Raw genomic sequence first — 24572 nt, forward strand, 5'->3', positions numbered from 1 at the left:
TTGATGGACATACTGGACGAAGCTGCTGAGAAGCCGAAGGACGATGCCGATGTGCGGGTCGGCCGGCGCGTGCGGGCGCTGCGGCTGGAGCGCAACCTGTCGCTGGCCGATCTTGCGGCAAAAGCCGGCGTGTCGATCGGTGCGTTGAGCCAGATCGAACGCGGCATGTCCTCGCTGCGCGTCAAGGTGATCTGGCCGCTCGCCGCCGCCCTCGACATCGAGCCGTCGGCGCTGATCGCCGACGGCAACGATGCCGTCAACGATCTCTATTGCGTGCGTGCCGATAAGCGACGGCAAATCCCGGTCAAGTCGGAAGGCATTGCCAAGGCGCTGCTGTCGCCGCCGGGCGCGACGCTGACCGGCATGCTGGTGACGGTGGAAGCCGGCGGCGGCACCGCGGAGGCCTATGCGCATGCCGGTCATGAATTCGGCTTCGTGCTGTCGGGCGAGGTCGAACTGGTGGTTGATTCGACAAATTACGTGCTGAAGACCGGCGACAGTTTTGCGTTCAAGAGCACGCTTTTGCATGCCTTCCGCAATCCAGGCGCCGAGCGTTGCCAGATCCTCTGGGTCAACACCACGAAGCCATCCGAGGTTCGCGATGGCGCCTGATCCACTTGTGCGGCTACAGGCTGTCTCGAAGATTTTTCCTGGCGGCATCGTCGGGCTCGACGCCGTCGATCTCGACATTGTCGGCGGCGAGTTCATCACGCTGCTCGGGCCGTCGGGTTGCGGCAAGACCACCAGCCTGCGCGTCATCGCCGGCTTCGAAAGCCCGACGACCGGCAAGGTGTTGCTCGATGGTCGCGATATCACGGCACTTCGGCCGTTCGACAGGCCGGTCAACACCGTTTTCCAGGATTACGCGCTGTTCCCGCACATGAATGTCGCCGAAAATGTCGGCTTTGGCCTATCGCTGCGCAAACTGTCTGGAGCCGAACAGGCAAAGCGCGCCGGCGAAGCCCTTGACATGGTCGGCCTCGCCGACAAGCTTGGCGCCCGCGTCTCCGAACTGTCGGGCGGCCAGCGCCAGCGTGTCGCACTGGCGCGTGCCATCGTCTGCGAACCACGCGTGCTACTGCTCGACGAGCCGTTGTCGGCGCTCGATGCGCATCTGCGTGAACAGATGCAGGTTGAACTGAAGCGGCTGCAGTCGCGGCTCGGCACCACCTTCGTCATGGTCACCCACGACCAGACCGAAGCGCTGTCGATCTCCGACCGCATCGTCGTCATGAACAAGGGCCGCATCGAGCAGATTGCGCCGCCGGCCACACTTTATGACCGGCCCGCCACGAAGTTTGTGGCGAGCTTCATCGGCACCATGAATCTCCTGCAATCGCGCTTCGTCGGCCGAGACGGCGATCGCCTGCGCTTCGCCGCCGGCGCCCTACCGCTGGAGGCCATTTCTGAAACCGGCGAAGCTCTCGCCGAGGACGCCATGCACACCGTCGGCGTGCGGCCGGAAGATCTCCTGGCGATGACCGAGGCCGCGCCCGGCACAGCGCCGGCACGCGTCAACAGCATCGTCTTTCACGGCCGCACGTTGCGTCTGCACGCTGAACTCGGGCAGGGCGCACCTGTTGTCATAGACGCGCCGCGCCAAGCCGAGGGTTTTCAATTCCAGGTCGGCGACGTGGCGCATATCAGCCTGCGCCGTGGTGCCAACTGCCCGGTGCTACCAGGTTAGTTTCATCGATCAAATCCACGCTTGACTCCAAGGATTGTTCCTGTTTTGTTCTAACCGTAGATGAGAAACAGGAGCGTTCTTCGCCGGGCGTATGGGTATGTATCGGCAAGGTGAATTCGATTTCGGCATACCAGAGCCTCCGTGGCAACCGAAGCGGCCGGATCGTGCCTTCTTCGGGTTGTTCTTGCAGCCGAAGGACTATGGTTCATTCGCCAATCTGCAGACGCAGCTTTGTCATCGACATGAAGTCGGTGAATCGCTGCTGTCGGCTGAACGGTTCCATCTGAGCCTGCAACATGCGGCGACTACAAGCGGCTGCGGTCCAAGACCGTCTTTGCGGGATCTCGATCGGGTCAGCGTGTCCACATGCCTGCTTTCGAGGTCACGTTTGGCCACGTCGGCAGCTTTCCCGGTCGCCCGGCAACAAGGGGCAGGCCACCTCATCGCCCATTTGTGCTTCTCGCCGATGATGGACCGGTTTTTGAACTTCACAAATTGCTTGGTGTCGAGATGCTCAGGAATGGGCTCAAAGCGTCGGATCATTTCGTTCCGCATCTGACACTTGCCTACGATCAAAAGTTCATCTCTCGGCAGCCCATCGAACCGATCAGCTTCGTTGCCCATGACTTCATCTTTGTTCACAGCCTGCGCGGCCTGACAAAATACCTCTTCCTGGATCGTTGGCCTTTGCCGTTGGCATCGTAGTTCGCAAGCTGGGCGATCCGTCCTGACACGGATTGTCAGCTACCGCACGTTCCGACGATGGAGGCCAGCAAGCTGTTCCCCATTTGCAGTGCGTCTGACAGGAGGAATACAAATGACCATCGCGGAAATTGCCAAGGATTTCACCGAGCTGCTCAAGCAGGGCGATAACGAAGCTGCTGCCGAGAAGTACAACGCCGATGATATAATCAGTCTCGAAGCCATGGCGGGGCCGATGGCCATCTCCCATGGCAAGGAGGCGCTCAGGCAGAAGGGCCAATGGTGGCAGGAGAACAATGAAGTGCATGGCGGCTCGGTCGAGGGCCCCTACGTCAACGGAGACCAGTTCGCGGTGCGCTTCAAGTTCGACATAACGCCCAAGGCTACCGGCGAGCGTGTCACCATGGATGAAGTTGGCCTCTACACGGTCAAAAACGGCAAGATCACCGAAGAGCGCTTCTATTATTGAGGCCGTGAAATACCATCGGCTTGCGGGAGCTCGGTCTCGTCGCTGAAGGTTGAAAGATAAGCATGGCGGCCGGGACGATGTCCCAGGCCGCCATGTGAGAGGCTCAAATGGTCTTCACGTACTGCGCAAGCTGATCGGCCACCGTGCCCCAGCCGTCGAAGAAACCCATCTCTTCATGGTTGTTGCGGGTCGCCTCGTCGCCATGGATGGCGGTGGCGGTGTAGCGCGTGCCCTTGCCGTCCGGCTGCAAGGAAATGACAGCGGTGATGAAGGGTTCCCCTGACGGCCGGTAACCCGGCAACAATGCATCCGTCCACACCAGCCGCTCGTTCGGCACGATTTCGAGATAGCAGCAATGGCGGTCGTTGACCTCATTGCCGTCGGGCGACTGCATGCGCGTCCGGAACAGACCGCCCGGCCTGAGGTCGATCTCGCAGTCGGTGATCATCCAAGGCCTAGGCGTGAACCATTGCTTGACATGCTCAGGCGTCGTCAAGGCGCGCCACAGCAATTCGCGCGGCGCATCGATGACGCGCTCCAGCACGAGGTCCAGCCTGGGATCCGGCTTGAGGGGATAGATCATTTTTCTGTCTCCTGGAGGGTCATCACATAGGCGTCGAACTGGTCGAGGCGGCGCTCCCACAGCGTGCGCTGTTCGGCCAGCCAGTTTTCGGCAAGCTTCAGCGGCTCGGGTGCCAGTTGATAGGTCCTGACCCGGCCGGTCTTTTGCGAGCGCACCAGCCCGCAACCTTCGAGGATTTTGAGATGTTCGATGAAGGAGGGCAGGGCCATGTCGAACGGTTGGGCAAGCTCGCTGACCGAGGCAGGGCTGCGGTTCAGCCGCTCCACCACGCGTCGCCGCGTCGGATCGGACAGTGCGCGAAAGATGCCGTCGATCGGTGGACGGCTCGGAGTTGTGGTCTGAAGGCTTGTCATTGGTCATCCCGGGTGTCGTCGAAAGCGGCTCAAAAATACTTAGGAAAATTCCTTAGTGTTGACAAGCCCAAAAACACTGGGACACCGGTGCGACCGCTGGCAAAGCGCGCAGAGCGTCCTTAATCTGCGGTCAGATTCGAAATCGGAAGGGCCGCTGTTTTGACGATCATCATCTACGGCATCACCACCTGCGACACCGTCAAGAAGGCGCGCGTCTGGCTGGAGGGCCATGATGTTTCCTACCGTTTTCACGATTTCAGGGCAGAGGGGCTGGACGCCAAGCGTCTTGACGGCTGGGTTGGCAAGGTCGGCTGGGAAAAGCTGCTCAACAAGGCGAGTACGACGTTTCGCGAACTGGCGGAAAAGGACAAGCAGGGCCTGGATGAAAAGAAGGCCAAGGCGTTGATGCTGGCCAAGCCGACCGTGATCAAGCGGCCGGTGCTGGAGGTCGGTGATCGGATTCTGGTGGGGTTCAAGGCTGATGTTTATCAGGCGGCGGTGAAGTAGCGTAGCGAGAAGGCGACGCTGCCAATCTCCCCCCTTGCGGGGGATGGCCGGCAGGCCAGAGGGGGGTGTGAAGGATCGCCACCCTTTGACTGTTCGTCTCAGAATTTGGCCGGTGATTGGCTGACAGGTCGGCGGGACAGCACCCCCCTCTGCCCTGCCGGGCATCTCCCCCGCAAGGGGGGAGATTGGCCAATCGCCGACCTTACAGATTGTGGGCGCCCTTCAATCCGTCTTTCTGAGAAATGCCGCCAGCGCCACCGCATTGTTGTGCTTCTCATCATGCGCGCCGTAGAGCAGTGTCACCTTGCCGTGGCGAAGCAGGCCGCGCAATTCACCCACCGCATCTTCATTCCCGTCCAACTCAACTCGGTACTGCTTCTGAAACTCAGCCCAGCGCGCCGCCTCATGGCCGAACCATTTGCGCAGATCGTCGCTCGGCGCGATGTCCTTCAGCCACAGCGCCAGCGCGGCGTCCTCCTTGCTGACGCCGCGTGGCCAGATTCGGTCGACCAGAACCCGTTGCCCGTCATCGGGCGCGGGTGGCTCGTAGATACGCTTGACCGCTAGGTCGAAGGCCATCGGACCCTCCGTAAGCGGGTCAGGCCCACTCGCCCTTGCGCATGACGGGCACGCGGGCGCCGTCCTTGTGAACGCCATCGATGTCGATCTTGTCCGAGCCGATCATCCAGTCGATGTGGATTAAACTCTTGTTGCCGCCGCGCGCCGCGATCTCGTCCTGGCTGAGCGAGGCGCCGTCGACGAAGCACTTCGAATAGCACTGGCCGAGCGCGATGTGGCAGGCGGCGTTCTCATCGAACAGCGTGTTGAAGAACAACAGCCCGCTCGCCGAGATCGGCGAGGAATGTGGCACCAGCGCCACCTCGCCGAGGCGGCGCGCGCCCTCATCCGTATCGAGCACCTTCTTCAGCACGTCCTCGCCCTTCGATGCCTTGGCCTCGACGATCCTGCCTTCTTCGAAACGCACCGAAATGTCGTCGATCAGCGTGCCCTGGTAGGACAGCGGCTTGGTCGAGGAAACATGACCCTCGACCCGCCTTGCGTGCGGCGTGGTGAAGACCTCCTCGGTCGGGATGTTGGGGTTGCAGGTGATGCCGTTCTTGGCGGTCGAGGCGCCGCCCATCCATTCATGGCCGTCCGCCAGCCCAACGGTCAGGTCGGTGCCTGGCCCGGTGAAATGCAGCGCATGGAAATTATGGCCGTTGAGCCATTCGGTGCGGCTGCGCAGCGCTGCGTTGTGCGCCTTCCAATTGCCGATCGGGTCCTCAACATCGACCCGCGACGCGGCGAAGATGGCATCGGCGAGCTTCACGACCGCGACATCGTCGGCATCGCCGGGGAAGACCTGTCTGGCCCAGGCGAGGTCCGGATAGGCGACGATGTTCCAGTTGATGTCGAAGCCGGTGATCTTTTCCAGCGCCGGCTGGTAGGCCATCGAATTCGCCTTGTTGGCGCGCGCCACTTTCGCCGGATCCTGAGCCGACAACAGCGATGGATCCTCGCCGCGCACGGCAAGCCTGGCCGCATTGTTGGCAAAGGCTTTCGCCATGCCCTCATAAAGCCAGCCGGCGGCGCGGTCGAAGCTCGCGTCGGCGCCGAAACGGTAGCGGGCCAGCGTCATCTCGTCATCGTTGAAGATTGGCGTCACCAGCCCGGCGCCGGCCTTGTAGGCATGCTCGACGATCCGCCTGGTCAACGGCAGTGCCGCGATCGACGAAGTCAACACCAGATCCTGGCCTGGCTGCAATTGCAGCCCGACCTTGATGGCGACTTCCGCCAGCCTGTCGAGCTTCACCGGGTCGATCGATGCGGAAACGCCGCGCGAATGTGTGGTCATGATCCTGCCTGTCGTAGTTTGATGTCCGACTCTACATAGCTCGGTGCCTCCGTCCTTTCCACCGCGATCGCGACGGTGGGTTCTGCGTTCGCGGACCCGAACCGCGCCATGGTTGCCTCGATCTCTTCCCTGATCCAGAGCTTGAAATCCCGGACCTTGCGGCTTTCCGCCTTGACGGACGAGGTCACCAGCCAATAGCCGAGCCCGCTCTGGGCGCGGATTCCGAAAGGCGCCACCAGCCGCCCGTCGGCCAGCGCATCCGCGGCGAGCAATTGCCAGCCCAGCATCACGCCATGGCCGGCAATCGCCGACTCCAGGCACAGCATCGGGTCGGTGAAACGCGCACCCTTGAGGAAGGTGACAGGTGGGACACCGGCCGTTTCGAACCAGCTTTCCCAGTTGATCATCGCCCGCTCGTCGGTAATCGCGCAGGTCTGGGCAAGGTCCTCGATCGATTTCAGTTTTTGGGCGATCGCCGGCGCGCAGACCGGGAAGACTTCCTGCGCCAGGAGCAGTTCCGTGCGCCCGCCCGGCCATTTGCCGTCGCCGAGCCGGATGGCGATGTCGATGTCCGAGTGATCGAGATTGGCCAGCCGCACCGAAGCGTCGATGCGCAGCAGCACGTTGGGATGCCGGTCGAAGTGGCGAGATAGCCTGGGCAACAGCCACTTCGAGGCAAAGGCCGGCGCCACCGAAACCACCAATGTGCATTGCGTAGCCTCGTCGGCCAGCGCCACGGCCTGGGAAAGCTCACGAAATCCAGCACCAAGGCGGGCCGCGAAGACGGTGCCGAACTCAGTCAGCACCAGACCGCTCGCCGTTCGCTCGAACAGCGCCTGGCCGAGCTGTTTTTCGGTACGGCTTATCTGCTGGCTGACGGCGCTGACGGAAACGTTGAGTTCACCGGCCGCCGCCGCCAGCGATCCGAGCCGGGCAACGGTTTCGACGGCGCGGAGGCCGTTGAGATGGACGCGGTTGAGCATGGCCATTGAGTTTTTCTAAACTGATCCGGCTGAAATCTCAATTGAAAGGCATGTCTAAACGGCAGATTTTGTCGGGAGAGACAGACCCGTGGAGCCGGAAATGCTGAGGATCTTGTCGTCATCGCTGAGGGTCTTTTTCGCTGCGACTACTTCGCATGAGCCGCGCCAGGACAGCGAAACGCAGAGATGGCTGATCGATCCGCTTTCGCATCCGGTGCTGAACACCATGTCGGAGCGCGAACTGGGCGATGTGCCGTTCAGGCTGACGGCACGGCGGACAGTGCACGAGACGGTTCCACTATGCGCCGGCGGTCGCTGCTGAGCAGGTGCCAAGCGTTCCGGCTCGAGGAAAGTCGAGGCGAGCACGTCCCGCGTACGCACTGGCCCAACAGATGGCGATTGTTTCAGCGATCCCTGCACTTATTGTGCAGTGCAATGACATCAGCCACCTCGACAGCGCTGCGGTTCGCTCTCGCCGGCATGATTGCCATGGCGATTGCCATGGGCATCGGCCGTTTCGTCTACACGCCGATCCTGCCCGGGATGATGCAGGAACTGCATCTGTCGCCTGCCGATGCCGGCTGGATCGCGTCGGCCAATTATCTCGGCTACCTCGTCGGCGCGTTGGCAGCGGCGGGCGGCTGGGCGCATGGGCGCGAGCGCCTGCTGATGCTGGCGGGGCTTGGCGCCAGTGCGGTCCTTGCCGCGCTGATGGGGCTGACCGAAGCGATGGCGGCCTTTCTCGCCATCCGCTTTCTGGCCGGTCTGGCCAGCGCCTTCGTCATGGTGTTCATGGCCAGCATCGTGTTCAGCCATATCGCGGCTGCCGGTCGCAACGACCTGCAGGCCTGGCATTTCGGCGGCGTCGGGCTCGGCATAGCGGCATCGGCGGCGATGATGGCGGTGCTGGTCGCCGAGCATTCGGGCTGGGCGGCAGGCTGGCTGTGGTCGGCGGCGATTTCGGCCTGTGGTTTCGTCCTCGTCGCTCTGTTGGTCAATGAGGGTCCGCTCGGCAACGGCGAAGTCACCCGCGAGCCGGCACTGCGGATGGACCGGTCGTTGGTCAAGGTCATCATCGCCTACGGCCTGTTCGGCTTTGGCTATGTGGTGACGGCGACATTCCTGGTCGCCATCGTCCGGCAAGGCGGCGGCAGCCGCATCTTCGAGGCCATGGTGTGGATGGTCGCCGGTCTTGCGGGCTTTCCCTCCGTCTGGCTCTGGCAGAAGATCGCCGCCCGGACCGGCCTCTATGCCGCCTATGCGCTGGCGTGCTTCATCGAAGTTGCCGGCGTCACCGCCAGCGTCGCCATCGGCGGAGCCACCGGGCCGCTGCTTGCCGGCGTGCTGCTCGGCGGCACCTTCATTGCCATCACCGCCTTTGGCCTGCAAGCCGCCCGGCAGCAGGCGCCAAGCGCGCCGCGGCGGATCTTTGCCCTGATGACGGCTGCGTTCGGCCTTGGCCAGATCATCGGGCCGGTCGCCGCCGGATTTCTGGCGCAAATGTCCGGCGATTTCTTCCTCGCCTCGATCACCGCCGCAATCGTGCTGGTCGTCTCCGGCGCCATCACATGGTCGGCTGCGCCAAAATCGCCATGATTGTGGGCTTGCTGTGCCGGGCATCGGGCACGGGCATTTTCTTTCCCACTAATGTGTGACTTTATGCCCGCCGTAGTCAGCTGATTTGCGCCCAGATCGAGGAATTCGCCACAGTGTTCGTATCGTTTTTTCCAAAGCCGAAGCTGTTTTTTAGCTCGGCGGTCGTCTGGAGCCTGCTTGCCGTCTTGCTCTGGTTCTACGCAGGGGAACGTTTTGGTGGTGTTTTCGGTATGCCTCCAGCTGCTCCCGATGCGCCGCCGATCATCGGTGTCTCATCATTCTGGTCACTGCCGTTTCTATGGTTCTACATATATTTTGCCGTCGTAGTGGCGCTCTTCTACGTCTTTTGGGCTTGGTATTCGCCACACCCATGGCAGATCTGGTCCATTCTCGGCTCTGCGCTGATCCTCTTCATCACCTATTTCCAGGTTCAGGTGAGCGTTGCCATCAACAACTGGTACGGGCCATTTTGGGATCTGATCCAGAATACCATTTCGGGCAAAATAAAGATCACCGCTGCCGATATCTACTGGCAGATTGCTACATTCATGGGAATTGCCGGTGTAGCCGTAGTGGTCAGTGCGCTTACTGTATTTTTGGTAAGTCACTATGTCTTTCGTTGGCGCACTGCGATGAACCAGTTTTACATGGAAAACTGGCAGAAGCTGAGGCATATTGAGGGTGCCTCACAGCGTGTCCAGGAAGACACGATGCGTTTCTCCACGATCATGGAGCAACTCGGCGGCAATTTGATTGACTCGGTGATGACCCTCATCGCCTTCACTCCGCTGCTCATAGCCCTGTCGGTTCACATCACGGAATTGCCGATCGTGGGTGTGATACCGCATCCGCTGCTATTGTCGGCTATTTTTTGGGCCTTGTTTGGCACCGTGCTTCTGGCTGTGGTCGGCGTTAAATTGCCTGGGCTTCAGTTCCGGAACCAGCGCGTTGAGGCGGCTTATCGAAAAGAATTGGTCCTTGGTGAAGATGACCCGAATCGAGCACAGCCACCTGCTGTGAGGGAATTGTTTGAAAATGTAAGAAGAAACTATTTTAGGCTGTATTTTCACTACGTGTATTTCAACGTATTTCGCTACCTCTATTTGCAAACGAACAACATATTCTCTTTGATATTGATGGCGCCGTCCATTGCGGCTGGTGCGATCACTTTAGGTTTGTTGAATCAAATCAGCAATGCGTTCTCCCAAGTGACATCGTCGTTCCAGTATCTTGTAAACTCGTGGCCAACTGTGGTTGAGCTGATCTCGATCTACAAGCGTCTGCGCGCTTTCGAAACCACTCTGCATGGCGAGCCGCTGCCGGAAATCGACCAACGCTATCTCGACCGCCAGGCACAGGCGCCCGATCCAGCTTGACTGGGATGTGAAAGTTGGCGGCTCAGCCGCCGACCGAGACCTGCCTTTGGCCAGCATCCTGGCGCGAAACATAGTCGCGAAAACTGATGCATTCGACATCCGCCTTGACGCAGACGTCGCCGGCAAAGCGCTCCAGCGCGTTCCAGTAGGCGCCGTCATTCATCAGCGCGAAGTGGAAGCCGAGTTCCAGCGGAATGCGTTTTCCCGCATACTGCCTGTCGAAGGCGGCGCGGAAGGCAGCATAGGTCCGGTTGGCGAACTCGCCCGCTTGGCTTGGCCGCTCGAAGCCGCCGGAATGCCTGACATAGAGATTGTAGTCCATGGCAATCACCGGCCGCGACTTCGGTCCTTCGGGAATCTGAGGCAGGGAAAAGTGCATGATGCCGTTGCTGGACGTCGGTCGGGCAGGGCCTTGCGAGACGCCGCTGGCATCGAATTGATATCCGGCCGCCGGCAGCGCTTCGTAAAGCGCCTTGCTGGTCGACAGGTACGGCGCGCGAAAGCCGACCACCGCATGCCGCGCGAAATCGCGCCAGCCCTGTGGTTCGGGTGCAATGCCGTTGATCGCATAGGCGTTTTCGAGAATGTGCTCGAACGAACTGAACTCTTTCAGCCAGTCCGCCTTGCTCCAGTCCTTGCCGTCGAAATGGCCGCAGCCATGGCTGGCGATGTCGTGGCCTTCATGCGCGGCAAGGCCGATCTGTTCGAGCCGCTCGGTGACTTCCTGCTTGGAGGCGGCAAAGCCGATGTTGGATTTGCCGGCGCTTTTGCCGGGTGCGGTGTACTCCTTGCGCGTCTCCGTCGACAGCAGGAAGACGCAGGACAGAAAATAGGTGAAATGCGCGCCGGTGCGCTCAGCCAATGTCCGGCTGCGTTTCCATTGCGAAATATCGCGGGCGCTGTCGAATGAGATGATGACGACCTGTTTCGGCTTTGCCGGCACCGGCGGATCGGCCAAAGCCCCGCCACCAGTGGTGAGCGCGGCAAGCGAAAACGCAACAACGCGGAACGGACGAAGCATAGGCAATCTGATCTTCACTCGGGGAACGTCTGCACGCCGGCTATCGCCTAAATGTGGCGTGGGTGCGATGAGCCTTTTCGGCTGCTTGTCCGGGGCAAACATCCGTTTGCCCCGGACAATAGGCGATTTTCCGGTTGAACCCCTTCCATGCCGGCAAAATTTCGCTAAAACGCGGGCTGACAAAGGCCCGACGGGGCAGGAATGGTTTGATTTGATGTCCGACGACAGTTTCATCCGTGAAGTCAACGACGAGATCCGTCGCGAACAGGCGCAGGCGCTGTGGGACCGTTTTGGCCCCGCTCTGATTGTCGTTGCGATCCTCGTGGTGCTCGGCACCGCCGCCTTCGTCGGCTACCGCTATTGGGACGAGACGCGCGCCAACCGCTCGGGCGATGCGTTCTCGCAGGCGCTGAAGCTCGCCAATGACGGCAAGAACGATGAGGCGCTGACCGCGCTCGATCAGTTGGAGAAGGATGGCTACGGCGCTTATCCATTGCTCGCCCGCATGCGCGGCGCGACCGTCAAGGCGAACAAGGGTGACGTCCCCGCCGCCGTCAAGGATTTCGACGAAGTCGCCGCCGATACGGCCATTCCCCAGGGCATTCGCGACATGGCGCGCCTGCGGGCAGCACTGCTGCTTGTCGACCACGGCTCCTTTGCCGACGTCTCCAGCCGTGTCGAAGCGCTCACATCCGACACCAACACGCTGCGCCACACGGCGCGCGAGGCACTCGGCCTTTCCGCCTGGAAGGAAGGCAAGACGCAGGATGCGCTGAAACTGTTCGACCAGATCGCCGCCGATGACGGCGCCCCGCGCAACACCCGCGAGCGCGCAACATTGATGTCCGAGCTGATCCGCGGGTCGGGCAGTGCGTCGTGACCTTCAAAGTCGCCATCATCGGCAGACCTAACGTCGGCAAATCGACTCTTTTCAATCGGCTGGTGGGAAGGAAGCTGGCGCTCGTCGACGACACGCCGGGCGTCACCCGCGACCGTCGCGTCCATGCCGCCAAGCTCTACGACCTGCATTTCGATGTCATCGACACCGCCGGCTTCGAGGACGCTGGCGCCTCGACCTTGCCCGGCCGCATGCGTGCGCAGACCGAGATCGCCATCCGCGAAGCCGACCTGATCTTCTTCACCATCGACGCCAAGTCCGGCCTGTTGCCTGACGACAGGACCTTCGCCGAGATCGTGCGCAAGTCCGGCAAGCCGGTCGTGCTGGTCGCCAACAAGGCCGAGGCGAAGGGCGCCCAGGGCGGCATGCTGGAAGCCTGGGAGCTCGGCCTTGGCGAGCCGATCCCGGTTTCGGCCGAGCATGGCCAGGGCATGCCCGATTTGCGCGACGCCGTGATCGGCGCGCTCGGCGAAGCGCGCGCCTTCGGCGAAGAAGAAGATGGCGAAGACGAAGACGTCGCTGCCGGCGAGGTGCTGATCGGCGAGGATATCGCCGATCCGGATGCCGAGCACGCCTATGACGACACCAAACCGATGCGCATTGCCGTCGTCGGCCGCCCCAATGCCGGCAAGTCGACGCTGATCAACGCGCTGATCGGTGAAGAGCGGCTGCTCACCGGACCGGAAGCCGGCATCACCCGTGATTCGATCTCGGTCGATTGGGATTGGCATGGCCGCCGCCTGAAACTGTTCGACACGGCCGGCATGCGCCGCAAGGCCAGGATCCACGAAAAGCTGGAAGTGATGTCGGTGCAGGACGGTCTGCGCGCCATCCGGTTTGCCGAGATCGTCATCATCGTCCTCGACGCCACCATCCCCTTCGAGAAGCAGGATCTGCAGATCGCCGACCTGATCATCAGGGAAGGCCGGGCGCCGGTGATCGCCTTCAACAAATGGGATCTGATCGACCATCCCCAGGAGCTTCTGGCCGAACTGCGCGAGAAGACGGAACGGCTTCTTCCCCAGGCGCGCGGCATGCAGGCCGTACCCGTCTCGGCCGAGACCGGGCGCGGCCTCGACAAGCTGATGGATGCCGTCATCAAGACCCACAAGGTGTGGAACAGCCGCGTCTCGACCGGCAAGCTCAACCGCTGGCTGGAGGGCATCCTGGCGCATCATCCGCCGCCTGCTGTTGCCGGGCGCCGGCTGAAGGTCAAGTACGTCACCCAGGCCAAGACCCGTCCGCCGGGCTTCGTCGTCCAGTGCTCGCGGCCCGACGCGATGCCGCAATCCTATGTCCGCTACCTCTCCAACAGCCTGCGCGAAGCCTTCGACATGCCCGGCGTGCCGATCCGCATTGCGCTGCGCACGTCGGACAACCCGTTCGCCGGCAGGTCAAACAAGAAACGCAACTGATCGTCGGCGCCCACCTGGCGCTTCATGATCACGCCACGTTGCGCAGGCCGTTGTCGCTGACCCGCGCATTTTCGGGCAGCGCTTGCCGTGCGGCGTCCAGCAGGATATCGCCGAGGCGGGCCGCCACCGGCTCCGCCTCGGCGTCCTTGCGATGCAGGAACAACGCCATCTTGGGCAGGGCGGGCAATCCGGCGATCTCCGGCGTCATTGCGCTGACGCTGGCCGGCAGGCCGATGTCGGTGCGGATCGTCAGCCCCAGCCCCGCAGCAACCGCGGCCCAGATGCCGCCAAGGCTTGGGCTGGAAAAGGCCATCCGCCACGACAGGCCGGCACGGTCGAGCGTTTCAGTTGCAACCGTACGCAAAAGGCATGGCGCCTCGAGCGCCACCAGCGGCAGTGGCTCACCGTGGCGCAGGCTGGTCTCGATGCGCTTTGCCGGCCCGATCCAACGCATCGGCACGTCGGCGACATGCTGGCTGTAGGGCAGCGTTTCGCCGCAGTGCCAGGCGAGCGCGATGTCGAGACTGCCTGACATGACCCTTTCGGCAAGGTCGTGGCTGCGTGCGATCCTGGCTTCGATCTTGACCTTGGGGTGCGCCCGGGCAAATCGGCCGAGCACGTCCGGCAGCACCGCCTCGCCGAAATCTTCCTGCAAGCCGAGCCGTACCCAGCCTTCCAACTCGACATCATGGATGGCGGATGCCGCCTCGTCATTCAATTCGATCAGCCGGCGCGCATAGCCGAGCATAGTCTCGCCGGCCTCGGTCAAAGCGAGGCCGCGTCCTGATTTGCGGAAGATCGGCGTCGCTGCCTGTTCTTCCAGTTTCTTCAATTGCGCGCTGACCGCCGACGTCGACCGGCCAAGCCGGTCAGCGGCCTTGGCAAAGCTACCCAGTTCCATACCGGTGACGAAACTGCGCAGGACGTCGAGGTCGAAAGTTACGCGTCGCATGTGTGAAGTCCCGATTTTCAGGATTGTATGTCAAAAACTTCCTGATTTTCAGGATGAAATTATGGCGGTAGGGACAGATCGTCAAGGCGGGACCACTGGCCAGCACGGGAAATGAAGTCATGTCCGCCATTGTCAATTGCGCCGACCGGCAGCCGTCAGAACTCCTGGAAGATACGGCAGCCGGTTCCGCCGAAAGGGTATTCAAGCCCGGCCATCGCTGGAAGGTTCTGGGCATCGGCGTCGCCGCCAATGCCGCCTTCTCGGCTACGTTCTCCGGCATCCCGGCGACGGCGGTCGTTCTTCGCCAGGGCTATCACCTGGGCAATGCCGAGCTCGGCCTGGCGCTCGGCCTTCTCGGGCTGGGGGTCGCGCTCAGCGAACTGCCCTGGGGCCTGCTCACCGATCGCTGGGGCGATCGCCGCGTGCTCCTGATCGGGCTCGGCGCGACGGCGGTGTGGCTCCTGGTCATGGCGATGCTGGTTGTGCCGACAAAGGCCGGTACTCCCGGCGTCACGCTGCTCGCCGCGAGCCTGCTCATCACCGGACTGCTCGGCGGCAGCGTCAACGGTTCGAGCGGCCGCGCCATCATGGGCTGGTTCCGGGAAAACGAGCGCGGCTTTGCAATGAGCATCAGGCAGACGGCGGTGCCGCTCGGCGGCGGCCTTGGCGCCCTCATACTGCCCTCGCTTGCTCTGGCTTTCGGCTTTGGCGCGGTGTTCGGGGTCCTGGCGGGTGCATCCGCTCTGTCTGCCCTGTTCGCCTGGCGCTGGCTGCACGAGCCGCCGACGGCGGGCAAGGATCATCTCGCTGCGGCTTCTGTGGCCGGACCGGCGCCGCTGCGCAATCGCGATGTTTGGCGTATCGCGACCGCCATCGGCCTGCTCTGCTTTCCGCAGGTGGCCGTGCTCACCTTCGCCTCCGTGTTCCTGCACGATTTCGTTGGATTGGGAACGGCGGCGATCAGCGCGAGCCTCGCCGCCGTTCAGATCGGCGCCATGGTCATGCGCATCTGGAGCGGCCGCTTCACCGACCGTCACGGCAACCGCCGCCAATTTCTTCGCTTGTGCAGCGCGTTCAGCGCCCTTGCCTTCGCCATGCTTTGGCTGCTGGTCCTGTTCGGCCCAACCGTTCCGGGCGGCCAGCTCATCTGCTTGGCGGTCCTTCCAGTCGTGCTTATTGTCGCAGGCATCTCCGTCTCCGCCTGGCACGGCGTCGCATACACCGAGCTTGCCACCCTTGCCGGCGCCAGCCATGTCGGGACCGCGCTCAGCCTTGCCAACACCTTTGTTTTTGTCGGCTTCTTCCTGGTGCCGGTGGCCATTCCGGGGCTCTTGCACCTCTGGTCCTGGTCCGGCGTCTGGCTGGCGGCCGCCATCTGCGCGCTGATCGCCCGGCCGATCTTCCTGCGTCCGGCCTGAATAGCCGGCCGCAAAATCGCCTGACTTCGCAACCACGACCTCGGGTCGGCCGGGAAAACCCGATCGAAGCCGTTAACGTCCCATCAAGGTTAATGCATCATTTTGCTCTCCAGTGGGGTCAGTCGCGTTCCTGGAGAGTGTTCCGTGCATCGACGTGTGTTGAAGCGGCTGGTTGCCGCCGCCGGTGAGAGAAAACGTGGCTTTCTGGCTCCGCTCGTCATCGGTTTCGGCATCTGGATCGGCTTTCCGACGGTCGCCGCCTATCAGGACATGACGAGCCTGGTTTCCGGCCTCGAAGCATCGAGCACGCGCTGGAATTCCTATGTCGAGAAATCCGTCGCCGGCTCCACCCATGCGGCCGAGATGCCCTTTGTCGATTCCGATGTCACCGGCTCCATCTCCGGATCGGGTGTCCACCTGGCCGGTGTCGGCAACGTGTCGTTTCGCGGCAAGGGCGGCAAGGTCAGCGGCACGCCCGATGAGGACCGCGTCGTGCGCGCCGAGAAGAAAGGGCGCATCGTCCAGATGTCTCCCGTCGCACCGCCGAAGAACTTCAACGCCGGCTCGATCTTCGAGCGCACCTCCTCCTTGCTGCGGCCCAGCATGGACAGCGGCCTGAAAATGGCTTTCGCCAAGCCGCAGATCAAAGGCAAGGAAATCCAGATCGCCGCGGCATTCCATGCGCGCGAGGACAAGAAGCCGGATCCCGGCGTGCCGGCCATGCTGGCAGCGCTGGTCAACAACGACCATCCAGACGTGCTGGCCACCGCCTACGCGCAGTCCGAGCCTGATTATGCCAAGGCATCGCCCTTCGAAGCCCTGCTTCAGGACGAGCAGCCCAATGAGGGCCGCTTCATTCCGCCGATGGCCAAGGGCGATCATTCGTGGATCCAGAACCCGCTGCCGGCGAGCGTCTTCTCCCAGAAGGAGCAGGCATGCCTTGCCAACGGCATCTATTTCGAGGCGAGGAGCGAATCCGTGCGCGGCCAGGCCGCCGTCGCCCAGGTCATCCTCAACCGCGTCCGCAATCCGACCTATCCGAATTCGATCTGCGGCGTCGTCTACCAGAACGACAGCTGGTTCAACCGCTGCCAGTTCTCCTTCGCCTGCGACGGCAGGAAGAAGCGCATCGATAGCCCAGCCGCCTACAAGACCGCCCAGGAGATCGCCATGGCCGTCACTGCCGGCAAGATCTTCATCCCGGAGGTCGGATCGTCGACCCACTACTATGCCCAATATGTCCATCCCGGCTGGGCGCGCACGATGCAGAAGATGACCAAGATCGGCCTGCATATCTTCTATCGGACCTATGGCGGCGGCTGGAGCTGAGTGCAGAGCAGCCGCTGATCTTTGATGTGGCGCGCAGCCTATCGAAGAGCCATTGCGCAGGGGATTCGCGCCATGCATCCTCGTCATCATGGCGGGCACGATGTCGCACCTTTCTAATTGATTGATTTTATTGCCTAAAATACATGGCAATGAACTTCCGCCCGTGGCTTGACGGGCGCAAACCCTCTAACTATGTTGCCGGCGACTTTAGAAGCGGACGGACGGTGACGGTCTGACCGGGCAGGGGGGTTGCGATGGCCGACAAGAATGGGCCAGACGGAACCGGAAAAACCGGCCGCGGCAATCAGCATGAACCCGATATCCGCGACGACGATCTTGAGCGCCGCCGCCGTGACCTTGAAGCTTCGCTTGCGACAAGGCGGCCGGGCCGGCTCGAGGGGAAAGACGACGCGAAAGCGGGCAGTGTGGCCGGTTATGGTCAGGCGCTCAAACTCTCCAGCGAGTTTATCGCCGGGGTGGTGGTGGGTGCCGGCATCGGCTGGATCATCGACCGTCTGGCGGGGACATCGCCATGGGGTCTGATCGTGTTTCTGCTGCTTGGTTTTGGCGCCGGAGTGCTCAATGTGATGCGTTCCGCCGGCGTTGTGGCAGAATTTGGACAGGGCGATAAATCGCGCCGTGACCAAGACGACAAGAAATGACCGCGCTTCATGTGCGGTAATGGTAACGAGGCCGTACGCGGCATTGACGGGGTTTGAACGTGGCAGCTGACAAGGTCGATCCGATCCACCAGTTCCATATCAACAAGCTGATTCCGATCGACATCGGCGGCTATGACCTGTCTTTCACCAATTCGGCGCTGTTCATGGTCGCAACCGTGATCGTCGCGGCTGGATTCCTGTTTCTCACGACGTCGAGCCGCAGCCTGGTTCCCGGGCGGCTTCAGTCGGTCTCCGAGATGGCCTACGAGTTCGTCGGCAACATGTTGCGCGATGCCGCCGGCACGCAAGGCATGAAGTTCTTCCCTCTCGTGTTCTCGCTGTTCATGTTCGTGCTCGTCGCCAATCTGCTTGGCCTATTCCCGTATTTCTTCACCGTCACCAGCCACATCATCGTCACCTTCGGCCTTGCTGTGCTGGTGATCGCAACCGTGGTCGTCTACGGCTTCATGAAGCATGGTTTTGGCTTCCTGAAACTGTTCGTGCCGCATGGCGTGCCGGTCTTCCTGCTGCCACTGGTGGTGCTGATCGAAGTGATCTCCTTCGTGTCGCGCCCGGTCAGCCTCTCGGTTCGTCTGTTCGCCAACATGCTCGCCGGCCACATCACGCTGAAGGTGTTCTCCGGCTTCGTGGTCAGCCTGAGCGCGCTCGGCGCGGTCGGCGTCGCCGGCTCTATCCTGCCTCTGGCGATGGCGGTGGCGCTGACGGCACTGGAACTGCTGGTCGCCTTCCTGCAGGCCTACGTCTTTGCCGTGTTGACCTGCATGTATCTCAACGACGCCCTGCACCCCGGGCATTAGGTCCAAAAGTTTCCGGCCCAGGAATTTCCAACATTGGCGCCGGATGGAATCGCAACGGAATTTTAGATCCAAAGGAGTTGAACAAATGGACGCAGAAGCAGCAAAGTACATCGGCGCCGGCATCGCTTGCCTGGGCATGGGTGGCGCGGGCATTGGCCTCGGCAACATCTTCGGCAGCTACCTGGCGGGCGCTCTGCGCAACCCGTCGGCTGCCGATGGCCAGTTCGGCCGCCTGATCTTCGGCTTCGCCGTGACCGAAGCTCTGGGCATCTTCTCGCTTCTCATCGCGCTTCTGGCCCTGTTCGGCTGAGCACTCGGGAAGATTGGACAGGCCGGCCGCGCAAGCGGCGGGCCTGAATTTCGGGGATAGTCCATGTTCGTGACATCTGCCTTTGCGCAAGAGTCCGCGCCATCAGCCGATACCAGCCACGCTGCGACGGAAGGCGAAACGCATTCCGGCACCAGCGTGCCTGCTGAAGCGCATGGCACGTTTCCGCCATTCGATCCGGCGACGTTCCCGTCGCAGCTTCTGTGGCTGGCGATCACCTTCGGGCTGTTCTATCTCTTCCTGAAGCGGGTGGTGATGCCGCGCGTCGGCGGCATCATCGATGTCCGCAACGATCGCATCACGCAGGACCTTGATCAGGCGGCCAAGTTGAAGGGCGAGGCCGACGCCGCCGTTGCTGCCTACGAGCAGGAACTGGCGGAAGCCAAGACCAAGGCCAACGCGATCGGCCAGCAGGCCAACGACGCGGCCAAGGCCGAGGCCGACACCGCGCGCAAGAAGGTCGAGGCCGCGCTCGACGCCAAGCTTGGCGAAGCCGAAGCCCGCATTTCTTCCATCAAGGCCAATGCCATGAAGGAAGTCGGCAGCATCGCCGAGGATACCGCTTCGGCGATCGTCGAAGCCCTGGCTGGCGGCAAGGCCAGCAAGGCCGAGATCGCGGCCGCGGTCAAATCCGTGGCCCGGTGAGGAGCGCATCATGGATTACACATCTCTCGCGACGCTCTGGGCCACGGTTGCCCTGGTCATCTTCCTGGGCATTGCCGTCTACATCAAGGTGCCTCGCCTGATCGCCAAGGCGCTCGACGCCCGCGCCGCCAGGATCAGCAATGAACTGGACGAAGCACGCCGACTGCGCGAGGAGGCCCAGCAACTGCTTGGCCAGTATCAGCGCAAGCGCAAGGAAGCCGAGCAGGAGGCCGCCGACATCGTCGCCGCCGCCAAGCGCGAAGCCGATATGCTTGCCGCCGAGGCGCACAAGAAAACCGAGGACTATGTTGTCAGGCGCACCGCGCTTGCCGAACAGAAGATCGGCCAGGCCGAGCGTGACGCCATCAGCGAAGTCCGCGCCAGCGCCGTCGATATCGCCGTCGAGGCAGCGCGCGCGCTGCTTGCCGGCAAGATCGACGCCAAGGCCGGTGCCGATCTGTTCAAGGCTTCGCTTGCGGACGTGAAGTCGAAGCTGAACTGAGCCCTCACAGCCCTCATACAATTAAAGCCGCCCGGGCAACCTGGCGGCTTTTTTGCTTGGAGAGTGCGTGAGACGCTGAAGCGGTCAATCTCCCCACAAGGGGGAGATTGACTTGTCGCTGCTGCCGTTGCTCAATCCAGCCCAGCAAAGCTCTCTTCTTCGACCACTTCAGCGCCACCCAGCCTGAACGGCGAAAACGACACGCGATGCAGCCGCGCCACCGGGCCATGCGCTTCGATCGCGGTGCGATGGCGAACCGTGGCGTAGCCCATGTGGACTTCGAACCCGTAGCGGTCGTGATGATTGCCGCAGCCGCACATCATGCGGTCACGCATCACCTTGGCGACGATCGAGGCGGCAGCGATCGATTGCGAACGCTGGTCGCCCTTGATCAGCGCGCGCCCTTCACAAGGCAGCCCCGGCGGCACGTCGCGTCCATCAGCGAGGGCTAGTTTCGGTCGGACCGACAGTCCGACAAGGGCGCGCCGCATGGCTTCCAGGCTTGCCTTGAGGATGTTGCTGCCGTCGATGCCCTCGGCACTGATTGAGGCCATCGAGACCGCCTGCGCGGAGCCAAGAATTCGCAGGAACAAGGCCTCACGCTGCAAATGGCTGAGGCGTTTGGAATCGTCGAGGCCGTCCGGAATGTTGGCGGGATCAAGCACCACGGCCGCGGCGACCACCGGCCCGGCCAGGGGGCCACGGCCGGCCTCGTCCATCCCGGCGACCGGCCACAGGCCCTCCGCCATCGCCTTCGTCTCGAAGGAGAAGTCAGGCTTCTCGATGATCTCAAAGAGAGGCGGAGAATCAGAACGCGCGCGAGCCATGTTGCGGCGAGGTTCGCATCGGCTCTGATTCTCCGCAAGTCCCTCCGGGTCGGGTGGGGCGCCGGACCGGGAGGGCACCGTCTGCAGGCCGGGGCAGGCCGGACGGGATTCTGGTGCCGCGACGGATCAAACCACCGCGACGAATTGTCTCTCAAAGCAGCGTCAGCTGCACCTGGTCTTTCCCGGCGGCAACGAACTGGTCGGTCCGCAGCGTGCGCCGTTCGGCATTGAGGCCGAGCCGCTTGGCTGTGATCTCGAAGCGCCGGCCGATCTGCCAGGCGTAGGGACCGGCGCCCTTCATGCGCTTGCCCCATTCCGAATCGTAGTCCTTGCCGTCGCGCATCGAGCGGACCAGCGACATCACATGGCGGTAGCGGTCGGGATAATGGCGCAGCAGCCAATCCTTGAAGATCGGGCTGACCTCCAGCGGCAGGCGCAGGATCACGTAGCCCGCTTCGCGCGCGCCGGCCGCACGTGCGGAATCGAGGATGCGTTCCATCTCCGGATCGGTCAGGCCCGGAATGATAGGAGCCACCATGACCGACGCCGGAATGCCGGCATCCGAAAGCTGCCGGATCGCTTCCAGCCGCTTGGTCGGTGTCGACGCGCGCGGCTCCATGGTGCGCGCCAGCATACGGTCGAGCGTCGTCACCGACAGCGCCACCTTGGCGAGCCCGCGTTCGGCCATGCGTGACAGGATATCGATATCGCGCGTCACCAGAGCGGACTTTGTCACGATGCCGACTGGATGGCCGCGCGCTTCCAGCACTTCGAGAATTTCGCGCATGATCCGGTATTGCTTCTCGATCGGCTGGTAGGGGTCGGTGTTGGTGCCGATGGCGATGGTGCGCGGCTGGTAGCTGTCTTTCGAAAGCTCCTTGTCAAGCAAGCGCGCCGCATCAGGCTTGGCGAACAACTTCGATTCGAAATCCAGACCCGGCGACAGGCCCATGAACGCGTGCGTCGGGCGGGCAAAGCAATAGACGCAGCCATGCTCGCAGCCGCGATAGGGGTTGATGGAACGGTCGAAGGAAATGTCGGGCGATTCGTTGCGGGTGATGATTGTGCGCGGCTTCTCGACCTGCACTTCGGTCTTGAAGGGCGGCAGTTCCTCCAGCGAATTCCAGCCATCGTCGAACACGTGCCGGCTGATCGGCTCGAACCGGCCGGACGGATTGATACCCGCTGACCTGCCGCGGTTGCGGTCCGGGCGGACACGCATGCCGCTCTGCTCGACCATCGCGTTGGCCATCTCGGCTCTTCCTGCTCCGAAAGCTGCAATGTCGGCGCGCACGATCTGTTCCATTTTCGCCCGCTCCCAGGGACTGTCCATGTTGTGTCGAATCGCTCTGCTCATGAAATTATTCCTATTTCGTTGATAAGAACAAAGCAAGAACTTTCTATGGTGCGATGCAAAACTGGCGCTGTCGGGCGCTTTCCGCTATTCGGCTAAGGATGCTCAGTGTTCTCATCGAAACCCGCAACGACGAGGAGGGCCTCGCCCGCACGCTCGCCTCGTTGATTGGCGGCGCGGTCGAAGGCGTGGTGCGTGAAGTCATCGTCTGCGACACAGGCTCTACCGACCAGACGCATCATGTGGCCGAGCATGCCGGCTGTCAGTACGTGACGGGCGGTGTCGCTGCCGGCATCCGCCAGGCCAAGGGGGATTGGTTGCTGCTCCTGGAGCCGGGCGCGCGGCTGGTGGAGGGCTGGATCGATGAAGTTGTCGCCCATACGGCCAGGCAGACCATGGCGGCACGGTTTTCGCGCACGCGAGCCAGTCGCACGCCATTCCTGGCCCGGGTCTTTTCGGGAAACCGCGCCTTGGCCGACGGCTTGCTGATCAGCAAGCGTCAGGCGGCGGCCGCGGCCAAGAGTGCCGGCAGTGCCGAGGCCATCGCCCGCGGCCTCGCGAAGAAGCGGCTCGACGCCGAAATCTGGATGGCGCCGGCCAAGCAGGAGCGCCGCCCCTCGACGTGATTTTTTGCAGTTGCTCAGGTCATTGTGCATTGCACAAAGTTTGACGCGGGGTTAGCTTCCGTTCAAGCGGGAATTGGGTTTGGGTCATGCCGAGAGGCGAGCACCGATGCGGCATCGGTGGTGCTCTCATAGCCGAGGACCCAATGAAGCTTTCAACCCCCGACACATCCGGCGCGGCCAGTCTCGAGGCCATTGCGCGCAACGGCAGCCTGCTGCGGCGCATCGCCGTGCGTATTCCAACCTATCTGACGGACCTGCGTGAGAACCCTGCCTGGCTGCCGATGTTCGTGTTGGCGCGCACCATGCCCGGACGCCGCATGCATTGGCTCGGCGCAAAGCGCGCCCGCCCGGTCGCCAATGCCGGGGATACGATGTTTGCCGGTGTCGAACGGGGAGCGGTCGTCGATGCGTTGCGCTCCGACGGGCTGTTCTCAGGCCTGGTCCTGCCGCCTGATATCCATGAAGAGATCGCCGACTTCGCCGGGCGCACGCCTTGCTTCGGCAATTTCGACCGCCGTCTCGAATTCATGCCGGGGGAACATGCCGAGGCCGAGAAACGCCTTGGCCGCTCGCTGCTTAGCGGGCATTTTTTCGAGCGCATCCTCGACTGCCCGGCGGCGCTTGCCATCCAGCGCGATCCGCTGCTTCTGGATATTGCCGCGCACTATCTCGGCGGCCAGGCGAAACTGATCACGACGCGGGTCTGGTGGAGTTTTCCCACAGGTGCCGCTTCGGATGCCGACAAGAACCTCGCCTCGCTCGGCAAGTATCATTTTGACCTCGACGACTGGCGCATGCTGAAATTCTTCTTCTACCTCAAGCCGGTCGACGCCGACACCGGTCCGCATGTCTATGTCAGGGGCAGCCACAAGCGCCGCAGCCTAAAGCATCAGCTTACCCTTCTGGTCGGCCATCCCGCGCAACAGGTTCTGGATGTCTATGGCGAGCAGAGCCCGGTGACGCTGACCGGCGAGGCCGGTCTCGGCTTCGTCGAGGACCCCTTTGGCTTTCATATGGGCACCGTGCCGGCACGCACGCCGCGACTGATGATGGAAGTCGGCTTCGGCGTATCGCCGCCGTCGCGCCGACGGTTTCATGGCGAGCCGGTCATCCGCTGAGAGCTGCCTATCCGAAGCTCATCTCGACAGGCGTCCAGTGAGCGCGGCGCCTGGCTTGGCGCTGTGCCCGGCTTTCGGCATCGAAGTCGACACGAGCCGGCTCCTGATTGAACCGCTCTCGGTCGTCCAGGGCGTTGATGATGACGATCGCCCTTGCGTCATCCTCTCCGGCGATTGCGGCGACATAGACGCCGCAATCCCGGCAGATCAAATAGTCGGCCGTCCTCAGCCCGAACTGATATTTTCGCAATCGCGCCTCATCCTTGACCGAGATGGTCAGTCTGCCGTCCGGATCGGCAATGGCGCGCGAACCATGTCTGACACAGAACGAGCATTGGCAGGCGCGAACTTCGATTTGCGATGGGTCGAGTTCGGTGGAAAATGCAAGGCGTATGTTGCCGCAATGGCATCCGCCGGTATGCGTGGTCATGGTTCTGCCTTGTCGTGATGGCGATGATCGCCTTCAGGCAAGGTACTTTTCCGAGGTTCGGTTTGGAATGGTGTTTCGAAGGCACCGGTGCTGTTCTGCCTGCAAAAGCGGCGTGGAA

The 24572-nt window shown here is 62.4% G+C and carries 29 protein-coding genes; 19 read left to right on the forward strand and 10 right to left on the reverse strand.

Going from position 1 to position 24572, the window contains the following annotated elements; all coding sequences use genetic code 11:
• The first annotated feature begins 3 nt into the window (after positions 1-3).
• The 4 genes from NKI99_RS01150 (at position 4) to NKI99_RS01165 (ending at position 2858) form a co-directional block, all read left to right on the forward strand.
• Entirely contained in the window at positions 4-612 is a 609-nt protein-coding gene (locus tag NKI99_RS01150) for a cupin domain-containing protein (protein WP_128302457.1), read from the forward strand.
• A complete protein-coding gene (locus NKI99_RS01155) occupies positions 602-1687 on the forward strand; it encodes an ABC transporter ATP-binding protein (protein WP_128302458.1) in 1086 nt (361 codons plus the stop codon). Before NKI99_RS01150 ends, NKI99_RS01155 begins: the two co-directional genes overlap by 11 nt.
• Before the next feature lie 366 nt (positions 1688-2053).
• Positions 2054-2392: a 2'-5' RNA ligase family protein gene (locus NKI99_RS01160; RefSeq protein WP_352609396.1), complete on the forward strand. Its 339-nt coding sequence runs from the start codon at positions 2054-2056 to the stop codon at positions 2390-2392.
• 112 nt (positions 2393-2504) lie between these two features.
• On the forward strand, positions 2505-2858 hold the full coding sequence (locus NKI99_RS01165) for a nuclear transport factor 2 family protein (RefSeq protein ID WP_023808694.1): 354 nt from the start codon (positions 2505-2507) through the stop codon (positions 2856-2858).
• 103 nt (positions 2859-2961) lie between these two features.
• On the opposite strand, the gene NKI99_RS01170 is transcribed toward NKI99_RS01165, so the two are convergent.
• Complete coding sequence (locus NKI99_RS01170; RefSeq protein WP_023808693.1) at positions 2962-3441, reverse strand: SRPBCC family protein; 480 nt, start codon at positions 3439-3441, stop codon at positions 2962-2964.
• Complete coding sequence (locus tag NKI99_RS01175) at positions 3438-3794, reverse strand: ArsR/SmtB family transcription factor (protein ID WP_023808692.1); 357 nt, start codon at positions 3792-3794, stop codon at positions 3438-3440. The genes NKI99_RS01170 and NKI99_RS01175 overlap by 4 nt, the downstream gene beginning before the upstream one ends.
• A 159-nt stretch (positions 3795-3953) precedes the next feature.
• On the opposite strand from NKI99_RS01175, the gene NKI99_RS01180 reads away from it, so the two are divergent.
• Positions 3954-4301, forward strand: coding sequence for an ArsC family reductase (locus NKI99_RS01180; protein WP_023808691.1), 348 nt, complete (start codon positions 3954-3956; stop codon positions 4299-4301).
• Positions 4302-4523: 222 nt separating this feature from the next.
• Here NKI99_RS01180 and NKI99_RS01185 read toward each other — a convergent pair whose 3' ends face one another.
• The 3 genes from NKI99_RS01185 to NKI99_RS01195 are packed head-to-tail and all read right to left on the reverse strand — an operon-like array spanning position 4524 to position 7145.
• The gene (locus tag NKI99_RS01185) at positions 4524-4880 is read right to left on the reverse strand and encodes a DUF488 domain-containing protein (RefSeq protein ID WP_128302461.1); all 357 of its coding nucleotides are present in this window, start codon (positions 4878-4880) and stop codon (positions 4524-4526) included.
• Between the two features lie 19 nt (positions 4881-4899).
• A complete protein-coding gene (locus tag NKI99_RS01190) occupies positions 4900-6156 on the reverse strand; it encodes an aminopeptidase (RefSeq protein ID WP_023808689.1) in 1257 nt (418 codons plus the stop codon).
• Entirely contained in the window at positions 6153-7145 is a 993-nt protein-coding gene (locus tag NKI99_RS01195; RefSeq protein ID WP_128302463.1) for a LysR substrate-binding domain-containing protein, read from the reverse strand. The genes NKI99_RS01190 and NKI99_RS01195 overlap by 4 nt, the downstream gene beginning before the upstream one ends.
• Positions 7146-7239: 94 nt before the next feature.
• Here NKI99_RS01195 and NKI99_RS01200 point away from each other — a divergent pair, with 94 nt between their 5' ends.
• The 3 genes from NKI99_RS01200 to sbmA all read left to right on the forward strand — a co-directional run bounded on the left by NKI99_RS01200 (position 7240) and on the right by sbmA (position 10111).
• Positions 7240-7461 carry a hypothetical protein gene (locus tag NKI99_RS01200; protein ID WP_128302464.1) on the forward strand — a complete coding sequence of 74 codons (222 nt, stop codon included), beginning with the start codon at positions 7240-7242 and terminating at the stop codon, positions 7459-7461.
• A 113-nt stretch (positions 7462-7574) separates the two neighbouring features.
• The gene (locus tag NKI99_RS01205) at positions 7575-8735 is read left to right on the forward strand and encodes a YbfB/YjiJ family MFS transporter (RefSeq protein WP_352609398.1); all 1161 of its coding nucleotides are present in this window, start codon (positions 7575-7577) and stop codon (positions 8733-8735) included.
• Positions 8736-8848: 113 nt separating this feature from the next.
• Positions 8849-10111: a peptide antibiotic transporter SbmA gene (sbmA, locus tag NKI99_RS01210; protein WP_352609399.1), complete on the forward strand. Its 1263-nt coding sequence runs from the start codon at positions 8849-8851 to the stop codon at positions 10109-10111.
• A 22-nt stretch (positions 10112-10133) separates the two neighbouring features.
• On the opposite strand, the gene NKI99_RS01215 is transcribed toward sbmA, so the two are convergent.
• On the reverse strand, positions 10134-11132 hold the full coding sequence (locus NKI99_RS01215; protein ID WP_352609464.1) for a polysaccharide deacetylase family protein: 999 nt from the start codon (positions 11130-11132) through the stop codon (positions 10134-10136).
• A 214-nt stretch (positions 11133-11346) separates the two neighbouring features.
• Here NKI99_RS01215 and NKI99_RS01220 point away from each other — a divergent pair, with 214 nt between their 5' ends.
• Entirely contained in the window at positions 11347-12012 is a 666-nt protein-coding gene (locus tag NKI99_RS01220; RefSeq protein WP_023808683.1) for a tetratricopeptide repeat protein, read from the forward strand.
• On the forward strand, positions 12009-13445 hold the full coding sequence (gene der / locus NKI99_RS01225) for a ribosome biogenesis GTPase Der (protein WP_352609401.1): 1437 nt from the start codon (positions 12009-12011) through the stop codon (positions 13443-13445). The genes NKI99_RS01220 and der overlap by 4 nt, the downstream gene beginning before the upstream one ends.
• A 28-nt stretch (positions 13446-13473) precedes the next feature.
• On the opposite strand, the gene NKI99_RS01230 is transcribed toward der, so the two are convergent.
• Positions 13474-14397 carry a LysR substrate-binding domain-containing protein gene (locus NKI99_RS01230; protein ID WP_352440007.1) on the reverse strand — a complete coding sequence of 308 codons (924 nt, stop codon included), beginning with the start codon at positions 14395-14397 and terminating at the stop codon, positions 13474-13476.
• Positions 14398-14516: 119 nt separating this feature from the next.
• Here NKI99_RS01230 and NKI99_RS01235 point away from each other — a divergent pair, with 119 nt between their 5' ends.
• The 7 genes from NKI99_RS01235 to NKI99_RS01265 all read left to right on the forward strand — a co-directional run bounded on the left by NKI99_RS01235 (position 14517) and on the right by NKI99_RS01265 (position 20099).
• Entirely contained in the window at positions 14517-15815 is a 1299-nt protein-coding gene (locus NKI99_RS01235; protein ID WP_352609403.1) for an MFS transporter, read from the forward strand.
• A 144-nt stretch (positions 15816-15959) separates the two neighbouring features.
• Complete coding sequence (locus NKI99_RS01240; RefSeq protein WP_352609405.1) at positions 15960-17144, forward strand: cell wall hydrolase; 1185 nt, start codon at positions 15960-15962, stop codon at positions 17142-17144.
• 254 nt (positions 17145-17398) lie between these two features.
• The gene (locus NKI99_RS01245) at positions 17399-17806 is read left to right on the forward strand and encodes an AtpZ/AtpI family protein (RefSeq protein ID WP_023808678.1); all 408 of its coding nucleotides are present in this window, start codon (positions 17399-17401) and stop codon (positions 17804-17806) included.
• Positions 17807-17865: 59 nt separating this feature from the next.
• Positions 17866-18624, forward strand: a complete 759-nt coding sequence (locus NKI99_RS01250) for a F0F1 ATP synthase subunit A (protein WP_023808677.1) — start codon at positions 17866-17868, stop codon at positions 18622-18624.
• 85 nt (positions 18625-18709) lie between these two features.
• On the forward strand, positions 18710-18934 hold the full coding sequence (locus tag NKI99_RS01255) for a F0F1 ATP synthase subunit C (RefSeq protein ID WP_006206606.1): 225 nt from the start codon (positions 18710-18712) through the stop codon (positions 18932-18934).
• A gap of 63 nt (positions 18935-18997) precedes the next feature.
• Complete coding sequence (locus NKI99_RS01260) at positions 18998-19597, forward strand: F0F1 ATP synthase subunit B (RefSeq protein WP_023808676.1); 600 nt, start codon at positions 18998-19000, stop codon at positions 19595-19597.
• 10 nt (positions 19598-19607) lie between these two features.
• Entirely contained in the window at positions 19608-20099 is a 492-nt protein-coding gene (locus NKI99_RS01265; protein WP_023808675.1) for a F0F1 ATP synthase subunit B, read from the forward strand.
• 131 nt (positions 20100-20230) lie between these two features.
• Here the strand turns inward: NKI99_RS01265 and rnhB are convergent, their stop codons facing one another.
• Together rnhB and NKI99_RS01275 are read right to left on the reverse strand one after the other, a co-directional pair.
• Positions 20231-20926, reverse strand: coding sequence for a ribonuclease HII (rnhB, locus tag NKI99_RS01270; RefSeq protein ID WP_127290952.1), 696 nt, complete (start codon positions 20924-20926; stop codon positions 20231-20233).
• Positions 20927-21077: 151 nt separating this feature from the next.
• Positions 21078-22232, reverse strand: a complete 1155-nt coding sequence (locus NKI99_RS01275; RefSeq protein ID WP_352609466.1) for a PA0069 family radical SAM protein — start codon at positions 22230-22232, stop codon at positions 21078-21080.
• A 149-nt stretch (positions 22233-22381) separates the two neighbouring features.
• On the opposite strand from NKI99_RS01275, the gene NKI99_RS01280 reads away from it, so the two are divergent.
• Entirely contained in the window at positions 22382-22906 is a 525-nt protein-coding gene (locus tag NKI99_RS01280) for a glycosyltransferase (protein WP_352609406.1), read from the forward strand.
• 143 nt (positions 22907-23049) lie between these two features.
• On the forward strand, positions 23050-24024 hold the full coding sequence (locus tag NKI99_RS01285; RefSeq protein ID WP_023808671.1) for a hypothetical protein: 975 nt from the start codon (positions 23050-23052) through the stop codon (positions 24022-24024).
• A 7-nt stretch (positions 24025-24031) separates the two neighbouring features.
• Here the strand turns inward: NKI99_RS01285 and NKI99_RS01290 are convergent, their stop codons facing one another.
• On the reverse strand, positions 24032-24454 hold the full coding sequence (locus NKI99_RS01290; RefSeq protein ID WP_023808670.1) for a GFA family protein: 423 nt from the start codon (positions 24452-24454) through the stop codon (positions 24032-24034).
• Positions 24455-24572: the final 118 nt, after the last annotated feature.

Origin of the sequence: Mesorhizobium sp. M0239 (assembly GCF_040321815.1) — a bacterium.
In the GTDB taxonomy this organism is placed as follows: Bacteria; Pseudomonadota; Alphaproteobacteria; order Rhizobiales; family Rhizobiaceae; genus Mesorhizobium.